The organism is Acidiferrobacterales bacterium, from assembly GCA_028820695.1.
Classification (GTDB): Bacteria; Pseudomonadota; Gammaproteobacteria; order Arenicellales; family JAJDZL01; genus JAJDZL01.
Map to the genome: position 1 here is coordinate 12,995 of JAPPIB010000023.1, position 23,026 is coordinate 36,020.

A 23,026-nucleotide genomic window follows, 5' to 3' on the forward strand; every position below is an offset into this window, starting at 1 on the left:
GCTAATCTATATTTCTTTGCATCGCGATCTCGTCACAATCGGTGAACTTGTGACATTTGATGCAGACACCCCAAACCTTTTCCGGAAAGATCGACTTGGGCACAATATGAAAACCCAGACTTTGAAAGAATTCAGGCACGTAAGTCAGCGCCATGACGCGAGAAAGTCCCAACATCCTTGCTTTTTCGATCAATGCCTCTACGAGTATTCCACCCAAACCCCGATGGGTCGATGCGTTGTCAACGGCCAGGCTGCGGATTTCACAGAGGGATTGGGAGAAGATTTCCAGCGCCGCGCAACCCTGAACAACTTCGTTGACTTCCACTACGCTGAACTTCATCAGGTTGTCATAGATTTCGTCCCTGGAACGCGGCAAAAGCACACCGGAAGCCATATGAACTTCTATTAGCTCATAGATCCGATCGACATCCGAAGCGAGAGCCTCCCGGACGATTGGCTTGTGTAATAACTCAGCGGCATACATCAATTTTCCCCTGTTCGAGCATTTCCTTGGCATGCTCGATCGCACGACCGGTAATTTTAGCACCACCGAGCATACGCGCTATTTCATTTACACGCTGTTCCCGGTCGAGCAGATGAACTTCGACCGTAGAGGTATCCTGAGTTGTTTTCGATACATTGATCTGCTGATGTCCCTGCGCTGCCACCTGAGGCAGATGGGTGATGCAGATAATTTGTACCGACTGTCCAAGTGCCTGCAGCAACTGTCCTACGCGTTCGGCGACTCTGCCACCGATTCCGACATCCACCTCGTCGAAAACAATGGTTGGCACCTTTGTCGAATCCAGATTGGTCACCTGAATCGCGAGACTCAGTCGGGACAGCTCGCCGCCAGAGGCGACATCCGACAGTGCCCCAACTGCTTGCCCGGGTGTGGTTGAAACCAGAAACCTTGCACTCTCATCGCCGTAACTCTCAAAACGCTCAGGATCGGTCGGGGAAAACCCGATTTCAAAAACACCTCCCTCCATGCCGAGATTCTGCATTTGACTGGTAATCAGCTGCTCAAACTGGTCTTTCGCCGACTTTCGCCTGTCACTGACTCTTGCTGCAACAGTACGATATTCGAGTTTATATTGCTCAATGTTCGAATCGAGCTGCGCGATTTCATCAAGTCGCTTCTCGTAGGACTCGATTTTGGACTGTAGCGCATCCATCGCAGCAGGCAGTTCGTCGGCATCGACATCGTGAACTCGAGCCAGACGCTGAAGAGTGCCCATTCGCTGTTCGATTTCCTCGATGTCGCCGGGATTGTGTTCGATACGATCGGCAAGTGACCGCAGTTCCCGCGCGACATCATCGACACGAAATCTCGCTTCATCCAACAGTTCGGTGTGGGACTGTATGCCGGAGTCAAAATCACTGAGCCGTTGCAACTGTCTGGCGTATTCGCCGAGTGTTCCGCTCACAGTGGAATCATCGGAATAGAAAAGACCCAGCGAAACCTCACCCAGCGTGGACGACAGCTCCTCTGAGTGGGAAAGTTGCAGCAGTCTTTCCCGCAACGACGAAAATTCTCCTTTCTGCGGTGTCAGTTGATCAAATACCTCATACTGATCGCGCAAAAGCTCGAGATGCTGCTCATAGCTCGACCTGAGTTGCTTCGCCTCCGCTTTACCTGACTCCGCCTTGTGGACCTGCCTGGAATGATCAGCGAGCCCGTTCAGATCGTCGGAGTTGCCGGCAAAACCGTCGAAAATGCCTCGTTGGGTAATCGGTTTCAGCAGCATGTGATGTTCATGCTGACCATGAATATCAACCAGGGTGGTTCCAAGCTCACGCAAAGTCTGCAAGGATGCGGAGGTGCCGTTGACGTACACTCGAGTGGGCTTTTGTCTGTAGATTTCCCTGCGAATGGTGCAGGTTGAGCCGGCATGCAAGTCGTAGGATTGAAGAAATTCAACAGTGCGCGGATTGTTCGTTTCGAACATTACCGTAATTTGCGCCATATCGCACCCGTCCCGCACAATCGCGGAATTGGTACGTTCGCCGAAGGCGTATTTCAAGGAATCTACAACCAGGGACTTGCCAGCACCGGTTTCACCTGTAATGACCGTCATACCCGGGTCGAACTCGATCTCGATTTCCGGAATCAATAGATAGTTCTTGATATGGAGCGATCTGAGCATTCGCGACTTGACAGGATCAGACGCCCAGGCCGAGTTTCTGTCTCAGCGCGTTATAGAAGGTGTGGCCGGTAATGCGGATGAAGTCCACCGTATGTCGGTCGCGCTGTACTACAATCCGCTCGTTGCCGGCGAATTCAGCACGGACATGTCCATCCACCACAAGACTGGCATTGGTCGGAGCAACGTCTACGAGCTGAATGTCGATACTGCTGTCGTCACTCAATACGATTGGTCTGTGCGTCAGGGTATGGGGGTTGAGCGGTACCAGTTCCATTGCAGGCAGTGTCGGATAAAGCACCGAGCCACCTGCAGAAAGGGCGTATGCCGTCGACCCTGTCGGTGTGGCGACAATGACTCCGTCAGCGCGCAGATTCGTCATGAAATTCCCATCGACAGATATTTCAAAGTCAATGAGGCGGCCATAGTTTGACTTATGGACGACAATGTCATTCAAGGCGCTGAATGATTTTGTGCGGCTGCCCGACAATGTGGTTTTGGCCACCAGCACCATACGGGTCTCGATGGAGTATTGGCCGTCAAGGGCAAGTTGCATCGATTCCTCAATCTCGCGCACTGCGACGTCAGAAAGAAACCCCCGTCTCCCGACGTTGATTCCAAGAACTGGGGCCTTGCAGCCAGCGCGCAGTCTCGCAACATTCATGAACGTCCCGTCGCCACCAACAATAATTGCGAGATCAAGCTCGTCGTCGTCAACCCCGCGATTCTTATCGTCGTCCAGAATCGTCACGTAATACTGTCGATGCGTGATCGCGTTCGAGTCGAGTATGACAGTAATTCTGTCAACCACCTCTGTCACGGCAGCGTCTTCGAGATTGCCGAAAATTCCAATTGTGTTGAATTCAGTCATCAATCGTTTCGGGTTCTTCAAGTCGTTCCGGGTTTGTGGCATTACCGCCCGATAGCCATTGGAGGTCAGGGGGAATCACTGTGCGCGAGACAGATACGGCAGCCTGCGCTGCGATTGTCGATGGATTGCCCAAAACTGCCTGATCTGGCGGACTAGGATGGACAGTGAACATAAATTTTGTCCCAAGTTTTCCGAATTTCATGCAATCGGTTATATACTTGACATGACAGAGTCAAGCCTTCAATTTTACTCTGTAATCACCGAAAAGAATAACGGCGAATTGATTCCGGGATTGTAAGAAGATAGGCCATGGGAAACGCTGACTTCAGCCTCGACGAGAGATCGGAAAACTTGTTGCGCATGTTGATTGCCCGCTTCATTGCGGATGGGCAACCGGTCGGTTCGCGCACGCTATCCCACGAATCTGGCATGCAGTTGAGTGCGGCAACGATTCGAAATGTCATGGCAGATCTGGAAGATATGGGATTGATTCAGGCTCCCCATACTTCGGCCGGACGGGTGCCAACCGCATTGGGATACCGATTGTTCATTGATACACTTTTGACCGTTCGACCGTTGCGGTCCGCAAAAGAACAGGAGATCAAGTTTCGGCTGAACGAGGAGACTGATGCGAAAGTGCTGATGTCGACCGCGTCCAATCTCCTGTCTGATGTAACCCAGTTCGCGGGCATCGTGTTCCTGCCTAAGTCTTCGACCGCAAAGTTTCGGCAGATCGAATTTGTCAGTCTGCCCGGGGAGCGGGTGCTGGTCATACTGGTCACTGAAGATGGCCAGGTACAGAATCGAGTGATCAGTAATGACCGGAAGTATTCCGCATCAGAATTGACTGAAGCCGCCAACTACTTCAATTCTTCTTATCGAGGCAAGTCACTGTCCGATGTCAAGGAACATCTGCTCAGGGAAATGAACTCTGACCGCGATCAGATCAATCAGCTGATGCAGACCGCGATCACGATTGCAAGGAGTATGTTCAGTCAGACAATGAACGATGATGAGGACGTTGTTCTCAGCGGTGAGGAGAATTTGCTGCATGTACCCGATTTGGCCGCAGTCGAAAAGATCCGCAGAATTTTTGAGACTTTCAAGACGCGGCACTCGTTGTTGAGCCTGCTTGACCAGAGCATCCGGGCACGCGGTGTGTCCATTTTTATCGGCAGCGAATCCGGATACGAAGGACTGGATGAGTGCAGTGTGATCACCGCTCCTTATGAGGTCGAGGGACAGAGTCTGGGCGCAATCGGCGTGATCGGTCCCACACGCATGCCGTATGACCGGGTAATTCCTGTCGTTGACGTAACGGCGAAAATGCTTGGCAATGCGTTGACACAATTGACTCACGATTGATTTTTTTTCAATCCTCCTCTTGATTTTCTGCTTTTAGTTCTTATCTCGTTGATTGTTATAACGAGCCAAATCCAATTCATTTTGTACAGGTACGAATATGGGAGATCAGACCAAGCTGGATGAGCACGGTGACGGCACCCGTCAAGTCGCAGAAGATGCGAATGAGGCAAGCCCGGAGGCGGACGTTTGCATCGATAACGAGGGCGACATCGACCCGCAGGCGCAGACCGGGGAGACTGCAGATTCTGAAAAGTCGGACAGAGAGTTGTCCAGTGAGGAAACGATTTCCCTGCTGACGGACGAGATCAGTCATCTCAAAAAGCAGAGCGACGAGAATTTCGATCGCGTTCAGCGCGTTTCGGCGGAATTCGCGAACTATCAGAAACGCAAGGAGCAGGAGATCGACCGAGCCCGGAAATACTCGATTGATCAGTTTGCCCGCTCAATGCTAGACGTTATGGAAAGCCTGGATCAGGCCTGTGACATCGAACTGGCCAAAAAGCCAAGTCCGTCGGTGACAGCCATGCGGGAGGGTGTGGAACTGACACGCAAGCAACTGCTGAGTGCGTTTGAGAGTTTCGGCATCGAGGAAGTCAATCCGGAACTTGGAGCGGCATTTGACGCCAATTTTCATCAGGCCATGACGATGCTGCCCAGCTCGGAAGTTCCTGCGAATCATATCTGCGAGGTCTTTCGCAAAGGTTATCGAATTCATGACAGGCTTTTGCGGCCGGCGATGGTCATCGTGGCATCCCAACCCGTTGAGGATGCCGAATAAATTGAGTTGAAAATACGGATTTCAACTCCATATCAAACATAGTTGGAAATATTCAAGTTCAATAGGAGTTGAACATGTCAAAAATTATTGGAATTGACTTGGGCACGACAAATTCCTGTGTATCGGTTTTCGAAAGCGGCGAAACTGCCAAGATCATTGAGAATCAGGAAGGCGATCGTACAACCCCTTCCATTGTCGCGTACACCGAGGATAATGAGGTCCTGGTGGGCCAGGCTGCCAAACGCCAGGCTGTCACCAACCCCCACAACACGCTGTTTGCAGTCAAGCGCCTGATCGGACGCAAATTCGCTGAAGATGTCGTTCAGCAAGATCTCGACCTCATGCCTTACAAGATTGTCAAGGCCAGCAATGGTGATGCCTGGGTCAAGGTCGGAGGCGACGAACTCGCACCGCCTGAGGTTGCTGCCAGAATCCTGCAGAAGCTCAAGCAGGCGGCTGAGGATTATCTGGGGGCAACCGTCTCCGGAGCGGTCATTACTGTACCCGCGTACTTCAACGACTCTCAGCGACAGGCAACAAAGGATGCCGGTAAAATCGCCGGGCTTGATGTGAAGCGTATCATCAATGAGCCGACTGCGGCAGCGCTCGCATACGGTCTCGACAAGCAGGAAGGCGACCGAAAGATCGCGGTTTACGATCTCGGTGGCGGAACCTTCGACATTTCCATCATCGAAATTGCCGATGTGGACGGTGAACATCAGTTTGAGGTGCTATCCACCAACGGTGATACCTTCCTGGGCGGTGAGGACTTCGACCGTCGGGTGATCGACTATCTGGCTGATGAGTTCAAGAAAGACCAGGGCATGGATCTGCGCGGTGACCCATTGGCCATGCAAAGACTGAAAGAGGCTGCGGAAAAAGCGAAAATCGAGCTGTCCTCAAGCAGTCAGACGGAAGTCAATCTGCCGTATATCACTGCAGACAATACCGGACCGAAACACTTGAACTACAAACTCTCGCGGGCAAAGGTCGAGGCATTGGTCGACGATCTGATTGCGAGAACCGTAGGCCCCTGCAAGACCGCTCTGAAAGATGCGGATGTTTCTGCAAATGAGGTTGATCACGTGATCCTGGTTGGTGGACAGACACGGATGCCGAAAGTTCAGGAAACCGTTGCCAAGATTTTTGGCAAGGAAGCCCGCAGGGATGTCAATCCGGACGAGGCAGTGGCCGCAGGTGCGGCGATCCAGGGTGGTGTTCTTGGTGGCGATGTCAAGGATGTTCTGCTGCTTGATGTCACGCCACTTTCGCTGGGCATCGAAACGCTGGGCGGCGTCATGACCAAGCTGATCAAGAAAAACACAACAATTCCAACCAAGGAGACGCAGACTTTCTCGACCGCCGACGACAACCAGATGGCGGTTACAGTTCATATCTTGCAAGGCGAGCGCGAGATGGCCGCCGCCAACAAGTCACTGGGGAAGTTTGATCTGACCGAAATCCCACCCGCGCCGAGAGGGGTTCCTCAGATTGAGGTGACTTTTGACATTGATGCCAACGGCATCATGCACGTTTCTGCCAAGGACAAGGCAACCGGCAAGGAAAACAAGATCGAGATCAAGTCCAGTTCAGGACTTGACGACGAAGAGATTGAACGCATGGTTCGCGAGGCTGAAGAGCACGCCGACGAAGACCGGTTGATGCGAGAGTCGGTTGATGCGAAAAATCATGCCGAGAGTCTGATTCATTCCGTTCAGAAGACTCTGTCCGAACTCGCGGACAAGGTTGAGGAATCGGAAAAGACGTCAATCGAATCCGCGATCAGCGATCTTCAGTCAGCAATCTCCTCGGATGCCGACACGGCCGAGATCAAGACAAAGACCGAAGCCTTGGCGACAGCGAGTCACGCGCTGGCTGCAAAGGCCTATGCGGATGCGAACGCCGAAGCTCAGCCGGAATCACCACAGTCGGACGACAGCGGTGACGTGGTGGATGCGGATTTCGAGGAGGTCGAAGACGATAAACGTGATTGATTGTCAGTTCGATCAATTCTGATTTTCGCCTGTAGCCGGTATGTCAAAGCGCGACTACTACGAAGTTCTAGGTGTGCAGCGAGACGCCAGCGACTCGGACATCAAGCGCGCTTACCGTAAACTGGCGATGAAATATCATCCGGATCGAAACCAGGATGATTCCAAGACTGCCGAATCCCGGTTCAAGGAAGCGAAGGAAGCTTATGAGGTACTTTCGAATTCCGATCTGCGAACCCGCTATGACCGGTTCGGTCATGATGGGCTGGAAGGAATGCAGGGGCACGGATTTTCAGGTGCTGAGGGATTCAGTGACATATTCGGAGATATTTTCAGTGATATTTTCGGTGCTGGCAGGCAAGGCAACCGTCAGGCCCAAGGCTCAAATCTGAGATACACACTGGATATCGATCTGGAAGATGCAGTACGCGGAGTCGAGACCACGATCAGTGTTCCAAGAATGGTGCCTTGTGAAACGTGCAATGGACTTGGTGCCAGGAAGGGCACAAAACCGAGTACGTGCGGTACCTGTGCCGGTCATGGGCAGGTCCGGATTCAACAACTCGGATTCTCATTGCAGCAGACCTGTCCCAAATGTCACGGTCAGGGCACAGTCATTACCGATCCCTGTCAGGACTGTACTGGACAGGGGAGGGTTCACAAGACTACAAAGCTGTCGGTACAGATCCCTGCCGGGATCGATCACGGTAACCAGATCAGGCTGGCCGGGAAGGGCGAAGCGGGACGGGGAGGCGTCGCACCGGGAGATCTGTTCGTGCAGATTCGCTTGCGTCCGCACTCGATATTTGAGCGCGACGGTGACGATGTCTTTTGTGAGGTTCCGATCGGTTTCAAGACCGCCGCACTGGGTGGTACAGTTGAGATACCGACCCTCGGCGGCCGCGCCAACCTAAAGGTTCGCCCGGAAACTCAAACTGGAAAAGTCATGCGACTGCGAGGAAAGGGGATTCGCAACGTCAGCAACCATCAGGTTGGTGACCAGTACTGCAAACTGATTGTCGAGACACCAGTCAATCTGACATCAGAACAGAAGTCTATGCTCGAGAACTTCGACGAACGTATCAGTAAGGGCGGTGCCCGACACACACCTGGATTAAGCAATTGGACACAGAGAATCAAGTCATTCTGGGAGAAGATTGCTGCCTGATGCGCATTTGGTGCCAGGCGGACAGTTCAGGCTGAATCGGTAGACGTTTCCCGACTTGCCGCAATGCGTGACAGCACTGAGATTCTCGGCCCCGACGGCCCCTTCAGCCAGCAATACAAATGGTTCAAGGTGCGCTCGTGCCAGCAAGAAATGGCTGCTGAGATCGATGCAGCGATTGACGGCAAGTCCAATCTGATCGCTGAATCAGGTACCGGGACTGGAAAGACGTTCAGTTACCTTGTGCCGCCTCTCGCCGCCGGGAAGACAGTCGTCGTCTCCACTCGAACGAAAAACCTCCAGGAGCAATTGTTCAACAAGGATCTGCCTTGGGTCTGCAACGCACTCAGGGTCAATCCGCAGATCAGGATGTTGAAAGGCAGGAGCAACTACTTTTGCCTGTATCGTCATGACAGGGCCAGTCGGCAGACAGATGCCTTCGAGCCAGTCAAGAAAATCGACCGGGTCTATGATTGGGTGCGGACGGAACGGACCGATGGTGATATTTCGGAATATCCCGGATTGTCCACTGAACAGCGATCCGCGATCACGTCCACCGCAGAGAACTGTATCGGCAACCAATGCGAATATGCAAAGGAGTGTTATGTCAATCGGGCAAGGAATGATGCAAGAAACGCCGATGTGCTGATTGTCAACCATAACTTGCTGTGCCTTAATGTATTTCCCCGCAACGAAAGCGACTTCGGGCTTTTGTCGTCCAAAGATGTGGTGATTGTCGATGAAGCGCATCGCTTTCCGGAAATTGCGGCTCAGGCTCTTGGTCTCACAGTTTCGACCGAACGCCTGCAAGAGCTGTGCAGGAATCTGGAAGAACTCGGTAAAGACTCGACGGTTAGTTGGACCTGGATTGAAAATTCTGTTCGGAAAATCCTTGAGCTTGCGGAAGCAGCGAACGAAGCGCTCAATGGAAGTGCCGGTAAATATTCTTTGACTGAGGTTGAAGGAAACAAGAAATTCATGGCATGCTATCGCAAGATTTTTGAGGAGATTTCCTACGTTGCCGATAACCTTGACCCGTTCGAATCGCCTCCCATGGCAGGAAACACCAAGTCTCAGGCGGAAGTGCTCGTCGAAGATGCGATAGACTTGTTCGCAAGACAGAGTGAGGACAATGCGAGCTGGTGCGAGAAAACCCAAAAGGGTTTCAAACTGACCAGAATTCCCTTGGAGCCCGGCAGTCAGTTCGGCAAACGACTGGATGAATTCGAATGCTCCTGGATTTTTACTTCCGCGACTTTGGCTGTGGGTTCGGATTTTTCGCATTTCGTCGGTCGACTGGGTCTGACGGAGTCCGAATCCGCTCAGTGGGAGAGCCCATTTGACTTCGGCAGGCAGGCGTTGGCCTATTTCCCAACGAACATGCCTTTGCCCAGAAACGATAACTTCGATAAGACTGTTGCTGCGCTGGTCGGGGAATTGATGCCGATCACCAGGGGACGGACATTCGTGCTGTTCACCAGTTACCAGTCAATGCGGACGGTTCGCGAATTGCTGGAGGGGGAACTTGATTATACGTTGCTGTGCCAGGGCGACGATTCAAGTGCAAATCTTCTTGAGCGATTTCGCGAGGACGGCAATGCCGTCTTGCTGGGTACGTCCAGTTTCTGGGAAGGTGTGGATGTGAAAGGCGAGGCATTGTCCTGTGTTGTCATTGTCAAGTTGCCGTTTTCGCCGCCGGATGCGGTCATGGAAGCTCGGGAAAGGCATATGCTTTCACAAGGCAGGAATATATTCAACGACTGGCAGATTCCAACCGCGGTACTGACCATGAAGCAGGGTGTCGGGCGTCTGATACGGGATGTTCAAGACAAAGGCATGCTGGTATTGTGTGACCCGAGAATCACAACCAGTTCGTACGGAAGCAAGTTCCTTGAGAGTCTGCCACCCATGCAGCGCACCGACAGGATTGCCGAAGTGAGGAAATTCTTTCAGAATGAAGGTACTGGCGATCAGCTGCGCGGATAGGCTGCTGTCTGTCTCACTCAATATCGACGGTGAGATTATTACCAAACGTCAGCCGTCCAATCGTGATCAGAACAATTCCGTCCTGGTCCTTGTTTCGGATTTGCTATCCGAAACGCAAATGGTGACAGACGAGATTGACGCGGTTGCGTATGGCAAAGGCCCCGGCTCCTATACTGGATTGCGGATTGCTGCCGGTGTCGCCCAAGGCATCGCATTCGGTAGCGAAATTCCGGCACTGCCGGTCTCAAATCTGGCTGCGATCGCACAAGGTCTTTCACACGACAAGGCCTTTATCGTAATGGATGCAAAGCGAAACAAACTGTTCGTGGGCGCTTATGAAAGAAATCCCAATGGCATTGTCGAGCCTGTTTGTGAAGATGGCCTGTTTGAGATTCAGGATGTGCAACTGATCGGCAAGAATTGGAAAGGTGCCGGCAATGGCTGGGATCTGCGGCATCAGGAACTTGAACAGCGATTCGCAGATCAGGTTGACAGTTGGGAAGCCAACCGGCAACCTTGTGCTGAACAGATATCGATTCTCGGTATGAACTACCTCAGGTGCGATCTGGGTGTCGACGCATATTTGGCGCTCCCGAACTACCTCTCCCCTTACTTTTCAAACTGATGGGACCATCCAGCAATCGCTGATCGTCCGCTGCGTCAATGGTTGGATTGCTCCAGCTCTGAGACGGCGACACCCTGTTCGTAGGATTCCGTGTCAGCGACTTTCGGGTATACACGTGCAACCTCGACCGAACTGCCCTGCGTTCGCACAGTCTCTATTGAGTAGCCATTGAGTGTGAAGCTCATGCCGGGCCGCGGGATGTCTTCGTAATGATTGAGTATTTGGCCGTTCAAGGTGTTCGGACCGTCAGTAGGCAGGTCCCAGTTCATTTTGCGATTCAGATCGCGGACATTCAGCATTGCGTTGACAAGATAGCCACCCTTGCTTTCGTCTTCCTTGATACCGAAGTTTCCTTCCCTGAGCTGCCATCCGACGATTCCGGCCAATTCATTCATCATTTCATTGATAGTGATCAGTCCATTGATCTCACCGTACTCATCGACAACGACACCCATATTCCTCTCGACCTCCTGCAACCGGTTATACTGCTCAAGAAGTCCTGAATTCTCAGGCAGATAGACAGGCTCCTTGAGGTGACTCTCGATGACCGCCTTGGTGAGTTCGTTTCTATCGTGGGCCTGCAGCAATTCCTGGATGTCAAGCTCACCCTTGATGTGATCAAAGGACTTTTCGAACACAAGTACGCGGCTTTTTGTTTCGGTCAGAATCTTCTCGATAATATTGGTGATTTCGTCCTCGAACTCAATTGCGTGAATCTCTGCACGCGGAATCATGATCGAGTCGACTGAACGGTCACCCAATTCAAGTACGCCGAGCAGGAATTCCATCTGATCCGGAGCAAAATGTTGTTCTGACACCTTTACGGCTTCGCGCAACTCATCGCTGCTGAGCGACTCAGAATCCTGCGCCTCGCGAAGTCCCGGTATCATCTTGATCGCCTTCACGACAGAACTCAGCAACCAGACTGCCGGATAAAACAGTTTCTGCAGGATGTCCAGGAAATATGCGGCAAAGAATGCGATTCGTTCAGGATAGACTGCGGCGATGGTTTTCGGAGGAACTTCCGCCAAAACCAGGATGATGACCGTGATCGCAGCGGTGGACACCGCCACTCCTGCCTCACCGTAGTATTTCCAAGCCAGGATTGTGGTAATTGCCACAGCAGCATTGTTTACCAGGTTATTGCCAAGTAAAATGGTACTCAGCAATCGATCCGGTTCTCGAATCAGCTTCTGGAGAAGAATGGCTCGTCTGTCGTTCTTGTTTGCCTTGTCGGCGAGCCGATAGCGGTTCAGGGCCATCGACGCGGTTTCCGATGAAGAGAAAAATGCTGACAGACAGATCAGCAATAGCAGTGCGGCAATTAATAAGCCGTCAGGTATGTCGTCCAATAGAATTTATAGTAATATCGCCAGTCGTGTTTAAAGTGTATTGGAAATCAATGGAACTTTTCAAATTATTTACACATCGTATCGAGTATGTTTGAGACACTTACAAGCAGGTTCAGCCACGCATTCGGTGCGCTGCGGGGTCGAAGGGTATTGTCAGACAAGGCAATCGAGGAAACCCTTCGCCAAGTTCGGCGCTCACTTATAGAAGCCGATGTCGCCTTGCCGGTGACGTCGGATTTAATCAGCCAGGTACGGGAACGAGCAACCGGTCAGGAAGTGGCATCAAGCCTCACCCCTGATCAGACGGTCGTGAGTATTGTTCTCGAAGAGCTCACGCGCGTGATGGGTGGGTCGAATGTCCCGCTGCAGACATCCACGACCGGACCGTGCGTGATATTGGTCGCTGGACTTCAAGGAAGCGGAAAGACTACGACTGTCGCAAAGCTTGCCAGGTTTCTCGTCGAGCAGCAGGGCAAGAAAGTCCTGGTGGGGAGTATTGATATTTATCGGCCTGCGGCTATCGATCAGCTTGAAAGGCTGTCGGAAATGGTCGATGTCGATTTCTTCTGGACGGATGTGACGCGCAAGCCGACAGCCATTGCCAGCCAGATCGTCCGGGAAGGAAGGAAAAGAGCGTACGACTACGTCATCGTCGATACCGCCGGACGATTGCATGTCGACGAAGTGATGATGGATGAACTCAAGTCAGTCCATTCAGAGATCACACCATCCGAAACACTGTTTGTTATCGATGCGATGACTGGTCAGGATGCAGTCAATAGCGCGTCTGCCTTCAATGAGGCACTGCCGCTGACCGGCGTGGTGGTCACGAAACTGGATAGTGATACACGCGGTGGTGCATTGATTTCAGTAAGGCATGTGACAGGCAAGCCTGTCAAGTTTATCGGAGTGGGCGAGGCTACAGATGCGTTGGAACGATTTCATCCAGACCGGCTGGCCTCCCGTATTCTTGGAATGGGTGATGTTCTGTCGCTTCTGGAGACGGTCCAAAACAAAACGGACAAGGAAAAGACAGAAAAGTTTGCCAAGAAAATCATCCGCGGCAGGCGGTTCAGTCTTGAGGATTATCGTGAGCAGATGCTGGCGACACAGAATATGGGCGGATTTTCAAGTCTGATCGAGAAAATGCCAGGACTGTCCTCAAACCAGATTCCCAAACTGAATCGGCTTGAAGATGATGCAAAACGCGAGATTGCAATCATCAATTCCATGACTCCGCATGAGCGTCAGCATCCCGCAGTCATCAGAGGGACTCGTCGGGTACGCATCTGTGCCGGAGCTGGCGTGGAAGCAAGATACGTGAATCAATTGTTAAGAAAATTCGAAAAGATGCAGAGAATGACGAGAAAGATGAAAGGCGGGAAACTCAAAGGCATGAACAATATGCCGGGACTCGAAGAACTGAAAGGGAAACTGCCATTGCGATAGAACAGCATCGGCCTGTTTCACTGCCCGCCCACCTGAGCTTCGCTATTTGTGAGAAAAATCGATTTTCTCGGCTTCGGTCGGATATCTCCACTGTAGTTTGCTTTCGGTCTCAGCGATCTGGAAACGCACATTTCAGAGTTCGCTTCATTGTGTAGTCCGCGTAACTCCGATCGCAGAATATGGTGTACATGTTCGGTCCATGCCTGACAATGAATCCCTTGAGTCCAAAAATTTCTGTGAAGGTCGCACAATCGTCCGCAAGCTCGTAAAGATTCAAGGAAGTAACCTGAGACAGCACGTCGTCCGCATCAGGTCCCTTCAGTTCGATTCCGCGGTAGGAATCTGTGACGCAGGTACATTGGACCTGTAAAGTTCTGGATAGCTCATTCAGGTCAGCGAGCAGGTCTGACTCCTGATCCATGGCTGTCTTGACAAGGCACCAATTTCGACCGACTCGGTATACTGTAGCTGAATCCGATCGCAGCATCGAATGCGGAGTCGGCGGCAACCCCAAACCTGCACCTTTGAACACTGGCTCCATGTATTGTGACGCACCGCGCACATCGATCAGTGCGACAGATTCTGTAAATTGAACCGTAACGTCGAATCCCACTGGCTACATCCTCATGTTCGCGCCGTCTGGATCATAGAATCTCGGTTCGCACACAACTGCAGGTATGATTTTTCCGTATGCATTGATATAGACAGTCTCATTCAACCGTTCGCGACCATTGACCAGTAGCCCCAAGGCAATGCTGCGATTGAGAACCGGGCTCCAGACACCCGCCGATACAAATCCTTCGGAGCGGGTTGCATCTTTTGCTGAGACCAGTGGAGCGCCCTCAGGCGGCGGTTCACCGCAATGAGCTGGTAAAAGTCCGATCAGATGCTGCCGGCTGTCATCACCTTTTCGTCGGATCTGCATCGCTTTCATACCGACAAAGTCTGATTTCCTTTTGGAAACAATCCACCCCATGCCAAGATCGTACGGATCTATTGTTCCGTCCACCTCATGCGCAAGCGATATAAATCCCTTTTCCACTCGAAGAACATGGTTGGCTTCAGAGCCTATCGGACAGATCTGGTATGGTTCGCCTGCATTCATCAGATGGATCCAAAGATCAAGTCCGTAGCGCGCCGGGGTATTGATTTCGAAACTTAGTTCTCCGGTGAAGCTGACCCTGAAAACCCGAACCGGCATGCCTGCGAACACTCCCTCGCGCATATGCATGAATGGGAACGCGTCGGCGCTGAAATCAATATTCGATTCGATGCGCTCGAGTAAAGTCCTGGCCAGGGGTCCGCATACGGTTGCGTTCGCCCATTGACTTGTCACGGGCGTAAAGAGGACATTCAGGTCTGGACGCTCCACATTGATAAAACTGTCCAATCGAGCTTCCAGAAGAGCTCCGTTCCCGGTTGCTCCAGACATGAGATATTCCTCGTCACCCAGTCGGAAAGTCACGCCGTCGTCGAAGATACGACCATCCTCGTGCAGCATGATGCCGTATCTTCCTTGTTGAATTGGCAGGTTCTCGAATGAATTCGTGTACATCAGGTCCAGCAGGGTTTCGGTGCCCGGCCCCTGAAGCGCAAACTTTGCGAGGGGAGAACCGTCATAGATGGCGACGCCTTCCCGAACCGCCCGACATTCCCTTTGTATAGCTTGGTCCATGGATTCACCGGGATGTGGATAATAGCTTGGGCGAATCCATCGCGCACCCGCTTCAAACATGACGGCTCCAGCTGACTTGTGCCACTCAGTCATCGGTGTAAAGCGGTAAGGCAGCACAGCATCTTCGCGGCAGCTGCCAGCGAATTCACCGAATTCAATCGGAGTGTATGGCGGTCGGAATGTTGTTGTTCCGAGTTCCCCAATGCTGATTCCCAGATGTTTTGCGGCGATACCGATTGCGTTCACATTGGCGGTCTTCCCTTGGTCCAGCCCCATGCCGGTGGTTGTATAGCGTTTCAGATGCTCAATGCTTTCGTATCCTTCTCGCAGCGCGAGATGCAGATCATGGACAGTGACGTCTCCGGCAAGGTCGACAAACGCTTTGCCGCGTCGGTTGTCGGTCGGTACACTCCAGTATTCCTCGATGCCATAGTCAATATCGAAAGGAGCATCGACCTGGTAGCTTGGCAGAGTCGGATCCTGAAATCCAAGTGTTGTGGCAGCAATCTTTCCCGCCAGCAGACCATCCTGGATACTGTCGTTAAGGTTGAGGTGGCCGCAAACGGCTCCCGCGGCCAGAGTATTCTGCAGCGGCTCAGCTGGGACGAATCCATGGATCCGCTCACTGTATTGAAGTCGCCCTCCGGATTGTGAAAACAGATGCACGTTCGGATTCCAACCACCTGACACACATACCAGATCACAATCCAAGCTGGTATTGAAACTTCCGGTCGTCCGGGAGTGTATTGCCACTGCGGTCACTCTATGCCCTCCTTGAACCTTCTGGATGACGCTGTCCGGATAAAACGCAGCATCTTGCGGCACGATTCCCCGCACGTTGTCATCGACGCGGGATCTGACATCAACCACTGCTGCGATTGATATGCCGGCATGTTTCAGGTCGGAAATGGTACGGTACGAACAATTGTTGTTGGTAAACAAGACGGCTTTGCGTCCCATCTTGATCGCATGGTTTCGTATGTAGGATGAAACTGCCGATGCGTGCATCACACCCGGTCGATCGTTGTTTTCGAATACGATCGGGCGTTCAACCGCTCCGGTAGCAACAATCACCTGTTTCGCCCATACTCTGCGACTGCGCCGAAGTATGTTTTCCGGCTCCGGGGACCGCTCAGAAATCACCGCGTGGTTACCTTCGAGATATCCCCACACGGTTGCGTCTTGCAGTCGGGTCACATTTGGGTTGGCATCGAGTTCCGCGACGACTTCCGATAGCCATGCTGTGACGCATTTGCCATCGATAGCTGCACAACTGCCCAGCAGACTGCCACCGGGCTGAAGCATTTCGTCGGCCAGAATCACCCTGGCGCCAGATCTCGAAGCTGCGAGTCCGGCACACAGGCCAGCAGGTCCTGCTCCAACGACCAGAATGTCGCAGTGGTCATAGCCGCTGGCGTGAGGTCGCGAAGGGATTGACTTGGGGGCATGACCGAAACCGGCTGCCTTTCTGATGAACGGCTCAAACAGGTGCCAATGGGGCCACATGAATGTCTTGTAGTAGAAGCCAGCTGGAATGATAGGTGAGAGCAGGCTGAGTGCGGCTCCCATGTCGAATTTCACACTGGGCCAGCAATTGACGGATGTTGCGGTCAGACCCTCTGAAAGAGGTACAGTACTGGCAAGCATGTTTGGGGCGTCCTCATCACCATGAATCTGAACCATCGAAGATACATCAGCATGACCTAACGCACGAAAACCGCGCGGCCGATGATATTTGAAGCTACGGGAAACGACATCTATACCGTTGGCAAGCAGGGCGGCTGCCAGCGTGTCACCCTGAAAGCCGGTGTGCTTTCGACCGTTGAATACGAATTCGATTGTTTGGTTGCGGTCTATGAGACCTCCGTCAGGAAGTCTGTTGAATCGGTTGGACATGGGGTTCGTCAGTCCTGCTCCACCTCGTGTGTCACCACATTCCGACGCAGTCGAAACCACTCTCCGCAACCTTTGGAGTGACACCAGTCCTCTTCGATCCATCCTTTGAAGTTCAACCGATCACAGATGTGGTCCACCCACTGCTGATCATTCATCGATGACGCATCCGGTCTTGTTGGACGAACCTCGCCGTTGCAGTGAAATTCGGATTCGGCGCGTGAACCGCACCAGGGACAATGGATCAGCAACATGACCAAGGATGACTGTTCAGCGCCATGTGGAATTCCTGTCAGTGAATCGGGACGGTTGTCCCGCCTTCCATCAGAAAGTTCAACGTATCGAAACGGTTCAGTCTGTAGCAGGCGGAAAGGGGGTGCGGCTCATCTTCCGCAATCGTGTGTGCCAATGTCAGACCGCCTGCCGGAATTGCCTTGAAGCCGCCCCACCAGCCAGCACTGACATAAAATCCCTTGATCGATGTTTTTGAGACAATGGGACTGCCATCGCGCGCGAATTCCAAGGCGCCTCCCCACTGACGAAGAAGCTTGAGTCGTCGAAATGTCGGAAAAAGTTCCAGCAGGCCGGATACCGTGCTGTCCAGAACAGCAAGTTTGCCGCCGCGGCGAAAGGAGATTTGCTGCGCGTCGGTTATCCCTCCGATTACGAGCTCACCTTTATCTGAGTGGCTGAGATAGACCTGCAAGTCCGGGCAATTGACGACAACATCCAGTACTGGTTTGATCGGCTCGGATACAAAGGCTTGCAGATTGAACGTCTGCAGCGGCAGGCGAATCCCCGCCATCTGCGCGACGGAATAATTCTCACCGCCGGCCACAGTCGCGATCTTGCTGGCTCTGATCGGACCGTGATCCGTATCAAGTTCGGATACAGCGCCATCAGCGGCACGGCGGATTGCGTTGATCGAGATGTTTTGGATGATATCGACACCGTATGCGCTCGCAGCGCGTGCGTATCCCCAGACGATCGCATCATGCCGGGCAATACCAGCCCTTTGCTGTACTGAGCCGCCCAGAATCGGTAAACGACACTCTCGCATCGGTGCCAAGGCTGGAATTCTGCTTCTCACCTCATCGGCGCTCAGCATCCTGAATTCCACTCCCTGCAGGCTCATATTCAGAGAACGACGTCGCATGTTGCGCATGCTGGTGTTGGTGAGCAGAACGTCAACCTCACTTCTTTGACTGAACATGATGTTGTAATTCAGATCGCGACTCAGGGTCTCGTACAGCTGCAGTGACTTGTCAAAAAATCGAATGCTGTCCTCGCGCAGATAGTTGGAACGGATGACTGCGGTGTTTCGTCCGCTATTGCCGCCGCCTATCCAGTTTTTCTCCAATACCGCAATCTTGCGAATTCCGTGGTTTCTGGCAAGATAGTATGCGGTTGCGAGTCCGTGGCCACCGCCACCGATGATGACAACGTCATATTCCGGTTGCAGGGGAGGGCTGTGCCAGGCTCTGTCCCATTTCCGGTGGTTGTGAAAAGCTCCTTTCGCCAGCGCACCGAGAGAGTAGCGTTGCCTGGGCTTCATGGCAATCTTTCCGGCCGTGCGCGGTTGAACAACAGGGCCAGTATCAATGTGAGAGAATCTGACCTAGAAACAGTTCGGAACGATCGCTCTTCGGGTTGGTGAAGAATTCATCAGGTGGGGCGATTTCAACGATCTCTCCGTGGTCCATGAATACCATGGTGTCGGCGACCTCCTTGGCGAAGCCCATTTCATGGGTCACGACAATCATCGTCATTCCGCCTTCAGCCAGTTCCACCATGATGTCCAGCACACCGGAAATCATTTCCGGATCGAGTGCGGAAGTGGGTTCGTCAAAAAGCATCATTTCAGGATCCATGCACAGGGCGCGTGCTATGGCCACACGTTGCTGCTGGCCACCGGAGAGCTGGCTCGGATATTTTTGAGCCTGTTCGGGTATCCGGACTTTTTCCAGATATTTCATCGCCGTTTCTTCCGCTTCGCTCTTTGAAACCTTCAGATTCCGAATGGGTCCCAGCATCAGGTTCTGCAATACCGTAATGTGAGGGAACAGGTTGAAGTTCTGAAACACCATGCCGACTTTGCGTCGAACAATCAGCATTTTCTTCGGCTCATTGACAACTTTCTCTCCATCAATCAGAATCTCACCGGCCTCGAACGTCTCAAGCAGATTGATGCAGCGAATCATCGTTGACTTTCCAGATCCTGACGGTCCGCAGACTACAACCCGCTCACCCGTATGCACTTCCAGATTGATGTCCCAAAGGGCGCAGAACTGACCGAACCACTTGCCGAGTCCCTTGATTTGAAGAAAATGATTTACTTCGGAATTGTTCATGGTTATTTCCCTTAAAAAAACGCCTAATGTTTCTGAATTCCCATTCCTACCCGCTCGAAGCGCTGGAACAATATCGCCAACGGAAAGCACATCATGAAGTAGAGTGCTGCGGTCAGCATCCATGACTCGAAAAAGTGTGTTGTTGTATTCGAGACGTCCTGCGTCAGAAATGTCAGCTCCTGGACGGAAATCAGCGAAACAATGCTTGAATCCTTGACCAGAATGATGAATTGACCGGCCAACGGCGGAAGAATTGTTTTCAGTGCCTGTGGCAGTATGACATCACGCAGGACAAAAAACCTTGAAAGTCCGACTGCCCGGGCTGCTTCCCACTGCCCTTTGCCGATCGATTGGATGCCGGCCCGTACGATTTCCGTTATGTACGCACCTTCAAAAACTGCCAGGCAGATCAGTCCGGCAAGAAAGTTGGAAAAAAGCTCAATCGGTCCGAATAGCGCTTCCAGTACGGCGATGGTGCCCGGCGATGCTGTGTACGCAAGATTGTCCAAGCCCAGCAACGGGATGATTTGGCTGCTGATGAAGAAATAGAAGACAAAAATGAATACGACGGGCGGGATATTACGGATCAATTCGACATAAAGACGGCTGCCGATTTTAAGAAACAGGTTATTGCTCACCCGACACAGGCCCATCACGATTCCGATGACGGCTGCAATAATGGTGCCCCAGAATGCCAGCCTGAGTGTCATGGCGACCCCTTTCAGGAACAGGTTGGGCAGGATGTCTCCGGTTACTTCGTCAATCCTGATGAAGTATTCGAAAATCAGCCCCCAGTTCCATTGGTAGACCAAGACATGCTCGACCCGATAATAGGTTGCGATAAGAACCGCGGTCACGATGCTGATCACAGTGATATCAAGCCAAGTGACTCGCTTTTGCTTTTTCAGTATCGGAGGTGGTCGATTCTCAGGCATGGCGGTGCTGCTTCATCAATGTCGGCGGAACTTCCCCGATTGCAGATCGGGGAAGTTCCCGACTGTACAGATGCTTACTGTTCCTCTATCTGGTCCGCCCAAGTCTGGGTCGTGAACCAAAAATCGTGACGCTCCTTCAGCCAACCATTACTGGTGTTGACCAATATCCAGTTGCTGAAGAAGTTCAACGCGTCAGGGTCGCCCTTACGCAATGCAAATGCCTCATCACCGGTCGTGAGGTTGTCCTCGGTCGGCATGAACAGTTTTTCAGGATATCTGCTCATCCAAAAACGCGGTTTCGGCGCACTTGAGATCATCGCGTGGGAATTGCCATTGACAACTTCCTGAAATGCCTGCGCATCGTCGTCAAATCTGCTCACGCTGGCTTCGGGGAACATCTTCTGCGCCACATTGCACGGTGTTGCGCCGCGGCGACACGAGATGGTCACATCAGATGAGTTGAAGTCCTGGACAGAAAATCCGTCAGCCAGAGCCTTATTCGCAACCATCTGTTGACCCGAGTGCGCGTAAGGAGCAGTGAAGTTCACCGTCAGGTTGCGTCCGGGTGTGATTGACATGCCGCCGATGATCACATCGAATTTGCGAGCGATCAGTGCCGGGATGATTCCGGACCATGCTGTCGGCACGAACTCGACCTGGACTCCCATATCTTCGGCAACCTTGGTCGCGACGTCAATTTCAAATCCAATCAGGTCTCCTTGCTTGTCACGCATTGCCCAGGGCACGAAAGTCGACATCCCTACGCGAAGAACACCGCGTTTCTTGACTTCTTCCAGTACGCTGTCTGCCGAAAGTTCCTGGGAACTGGCACCGGCCAATCCGGAAAATGCGATCAACGCTGCAGCCGCAATTGCGGTAAAAATTGTTTTAATTTTCATCGATTTCAGTCTCCATGAATAGTGAGGTATCAAGTTACCTGCCTCTTGCAGCTCTAGACTCGAGCCAGGAGACAAACAACGATAAAGACACCGTTACCACAAGATAAATTGCGGCAACAGTGAACCAGATCTCGAAGGCCATGAAGGTCTCCGAAATAATGTTCAAACCTTCCGTGGTGAGGTCGGCCACGGCTATGACACTCACAATCGCCGAGTGCTTGATCAGATTGATGATCAAGCCAGTCATCGGCGGGAGTATCAAAGGGACGGACTGAGGAAGTACGATGTAACGGAAACGGTCAATCCGGGTAAAACCGAGCGCATTGCTGGCTTCGGTCTGCCCCTTTGGAACCGACTGAATTCCGGCCCGGATGATTTCGGCTGCAAAGGAACCCTCAAAGAAACTCAGACAGAGTACACCGGTCCAGAACCGGTCAATACCGACGATCGGGGCGACGATAAAGTAAAACAGGAAAAGCTGGACAAGAAGGGGCGTGTTTCGGATGAGTTCCAGATAGATGTTCGCAAGCAGTTTACCGGAAAACGAGTTGGACATGCGAAGAAGCGCAGTGATCAGTCCGATCGTCACCGACAGCACCAGGCTGAATATCGTGATTTCGAAAGTCACGATCAATCCGTCGATCAGGCGGCCTTGGATGAATTCGCCATCCACTATCCGGTAGATGAATTGATCCACCCGATACCATTGCCAGTTGTATTGCATCGCCTGGGCACCCTTAAAGATTACCCAGCTGACCAGCGCGATAACTACCGTCAACTGTGCGATATCGATGAGGGGCGACTTGCGCGTAAACAAAAGGCCCGGTCTCGGCGGCGGCGGCCGGTGATTCGGAACGTTCTGACTTTTCTTGAAAATCATCTTCGGTACTGGATTTCCATCTGCTTCATGTCATGCATCGTCGGTCGTCGATTGTGGTGTTCTGTGCGATGCCCCGTCGCCTTGTTGCCTTGCGAACAATCTGGCGTGCAGGGCATCGCGGAATCTCGTTCGGGACTCCAGACTGTGAATGACTTTATAGTCACGGGGATAAGGCTCTCCAGGCTCAACGTGAAGGTTTACGAATACAGGACCTTTTAGCCCAAGTATATGCTTGATCATGGACTTGAATTCTGCAATATCGCTGAAAGCGAAAGAATGTCTGTAACCTGCGATCTGTGCCAATTCCTCAAACTGGATCACCTTTGACCCCAAAACCGGAAACTCACCATTCGCCTCATAGGTACGATTATGCAAGACAAAGTGCACCAGATTTTTCGGTGCCGCATGTCCGATGGTGAACAGGCTGCCGAGGTTCATCAACAGACTTCCATCGCCGTCAAGTATCACGACCTTCTCGTCCGGCGCACCCAATGCGATCCCAAGACCGTGGGATGAGGCCTGACCCATGGCACCGGTGCACAGATAGTTCAAGGGGTCTGGACGAATTTGCATCCAATCGAAAAGACCCTGGTACGCACCTACGGCAATACCATCCGCGTACTGTGCGGCCAGCGCTTTCAGTGCATCATCCCGTTTCAGCATG

General features: G+C 52.3%; 20 protein-coding genes. 7 read left to right on the forward strand and 13 right to left on the reverse strand.

Features of this window, described 5'->3' with window-relative positions:
* Position 1: 1 nt before the first annotated feature.
* From OXI60_02965 to OXI60_02975, 3 genes are read right to left on the reverse strand one after another with little or no spacing between them, the layout of a single operon-like run.
* Positions 2–484 carry an N-acetyltransferase gene (locus OXI60_02965; GenBank protein ID MDE0308779.1) on the reverse strand — a complete coding sequence of 161 codons (483 nt, stop codon included), beginning with the start codon at positions 482–484 and terminating at the stop codon, positions 2–4.
* The gene (gene recN, locus OXI60_02970) at positions 471–2,150 is read right to left on the reverse strand and encodes a DNA repair protein RecN (protein MDE0308780.1); all 1,680 of its coding nucleotides are present in this window, start codon (positions 2,148–2,150) and stop codon (positions 471–473) included. Before recN ends, OXI60_02965 begins: the two co-directional genes overlap by 14 nt.
* A gap of 16 nt (positions 2,151–2,166) precedes the next feature.
* Entirely contained in the window at positions 2,167–3,018 is an 852-nt protein-coding gene (locus OXI60_02975; GenBank protein ID MDE0308781.1) for an NAD(+)/NADH kinase, read from the reverse strand.
* Between the two features lie 309 nt (positions 3,019–3,327).
* Here OXI60_02975 and hrcA point away from each other — a divergent pair, with 309 nt between their 5' ends.
* The 6 genes from hrcA to tsaB all read left to right on the forward strand — a co-directional run bounded on the left by hrcA (position 3,328) and on the right by tsaB (position 10,928).
* Positions 3,328–4,383, forward strand: coding sequence for a heat-inducible transcriptional repressor HrcA (gene hrcA / locus OXI60_02980; GenBank protein ID MDE0308782.1), 1,056 nt, complete (start codon positions 3,328–3,330; stop codon positions 4,381–4,383).
* 97 nt (positions 4,384–4,480) lie between these two features.
* On the forward strand, positions 4,481–5,161 hold the full coding sequence (grpE, locus tag OXI60_02985) for a nucleotide exchange factor GrpE (protein MDE0308783.1): 681 nt from the start codon (positions 4,481–4,483) through the stop codon (positions 5,159–5,161).
* A 74-nt stretch (positions 5,162–5,235) separates the two neighbouring features.
* Positions 5,236–7,155, forward strand: coding sequence for a molecular chaperone DnaK (gene dnaK, locus OXI60_02990; GenBank protein MDE0308784.1), 1,920 nt, complete (start codon positions 5,236–5,238; stop codon positions 7,153–7,155).
* Between the two features lie 40 nt (positions 7,156–7,195).
* Positions 7,196–8,320 (forward strand): molecular chaperone DnaJ, encoded by a 1,125-nt coding sequence (dnaJ, locus tag OXI60_02995; protein ID MDE0308785.1) that lies wholly within the window; start codon positions 7,196–7,198, stop codon positions 8,318–8,320.
* A gap of 63 nt (positions 8,321–8,383) precedes the next feature.
* The gene (locus tag OXI60_03000) at positions 8,384–10,303 is read left to right on the forward strand and encodes an ATP-dependent DNA helicase (protein MDE0308786.1); all 1,920 of its coding nucleotides are present in this window, start codon (positions 8,384–8,386) and stop codon (positions 10,301–10,303) included.
* Entirely contained in the window at positions 10,272–10,928 is a 657-nt protein-coding gene (gene tsaB / locus OXI60_03005) for a tRNA (adenosine(37)-N6)-threonylcarbamoyltransferase complex dimerization subunit type 1 TsaB (protein MDE0308787.1), read from the forward strand. Before OXI60_03000 ends, tsaB begins: the two co-directional genes overlap by 32 nt.
* Before the next feature lie 35 nt (positions 10,929–10,963).
* Here the strand turns inward: tsaB and OXI60_03010 are convergent, their stop codons facing one another.
* A complete protein-coding gene (locus OXI60_03010) occupies positions 10,964–12,238 on the reverse strand; it encodes a CNNM domain-containing protein (protein MDE0308788.1) in 1,275 nt (424 codons plus the stop codon).
* Positions 12,239–12,367: 129 nt separating this feature from the next.
* Here OXI60_03010 and ffh point away from each other — a divergent pair, with 129 nt between their 5' ends.
* Complete coding sequence (gene ffh, locus OXI60_03015; protein ID MDE0308789.1) at positions 12,368–13,729, forward strand: signal recognition particle protein; 1,362 nt, start codon at positions 12,368–12,370, stop codon at positions 13,727–13,729.
* A gap of 109 nt (positions 13,730–13,838) precedes the next feature.
* Here ffh and OXI60_03020 read toward each other — a convergent pair whose 3' ends face one another.
* The 9 genes from OXI60_03020 to OXI60_03060 form a co-directional block, all read right to left on the reverse strand.
* Positions 13,839–14,342, reverse strand: coding sequence for a hypothetical protein (locus tag OXI60_03020; GenBank protein ID MDE0308790.1), 504 nt, complete (start codon positions 14,340–14,342; stop codon positions 13,839–13,841).
* 3 nt (positions 14,343–14,345) lie between these two features.
* The gene (locus OXI60_03025; protein MDE0308791.1) at positions 14,346–17,300 is read right to left on the reverse strand and encodes a 2Fe-2S iron-sulfur cluster-binding protein; all 2,955 of its coding nucleotides are present in this window, start codon (positions 17,298–17,300) and stop codon (positions 14,346–14,348) included.
* Between the two features lie 8 nt (positions 17,301–17,308).
* A complete protein-coding gene (locus tag OXI60_03030) occupies positions 17,309–17,551 on the reverse strand; it encodes a sarcosine oxidase subunit delta (GenBank protein ID MDE0308792.1) in 243 nt (80 codons plus the stop codon).
* A gap of 38 nt (positions 17,552–17,589) precedes the next feature.
* Complete coding sequence (locus OXI60_03035; GenBank protein MDE0308793.1) at positions 17,590–18,852, reverse strand: FAD-dependent oxidoreductase; 1,263 nt, start codon at positions 18,850–18,852, stop codon at positions 17,590–17,592.
* A gap of 43 nt (positions 18,853–18,895) precedes the next feature.
* A complete protein-coding gene (locus OXI60_03040; protein ID MDE0308794.1) occupies positions 18,896–19,648 on the reverse strand; it encodes an amino acid ABC transporter ATP-binding protein in 753 nt (250 codons plus the stop codon).
* A 23-nt stretch (positions 19,649–19,671) separates the two neighbouring features.
* A complete protein-coding gene (locus OXI60_03045) occupies positions 19,672–20,583 on the reverse strand; it encodes an amino acid ABC transporter permease (GenBank protein ID MDE0308795.1) in 912 nt (303 codons plus the stop codon).
* A 74-nt stretch (positions 20,584–20,657) separates the two neighbouring features.
* The gene (locus OXI60_03050) at positions 20,658–21,482 is read right to left on the reverse strand and encodes a transporter substrate-binding domain-containing protein (GenBank protein MDE0308796.1); all 825 of its coding nucleotides are present in this window, start codon (positions 21,480–21,482) and stop codon (positions 20,658–20,660) included.
* Between the two features lie 34 nt (positions 21,483–21,516).
* Entirely contained in the window at positions 21,517–22,362 is an 846-nt protein-coding gene (locus OXI60_03055) for an amino acid ABC transporter permease (protein ID MDE0308797.1), read from the reverse strand.
* A 30-nt stretch (positions 22,363–22,392) separates the two neighbouring features.
* On the reverse strand, positions 22,393–23,025 hold the full coding sequence (locus tag OXI60_03060; GenBank protein ID MDE0308798.1) for a thiamine pyrophosphate-dependent enzyme: 633 nt from the start codon (positions 23,023–23,025) through the stop codon (positions 22,393–22,395).
* Between the last annotated feature and the right edge of the window lies 1 nt (position 23,026).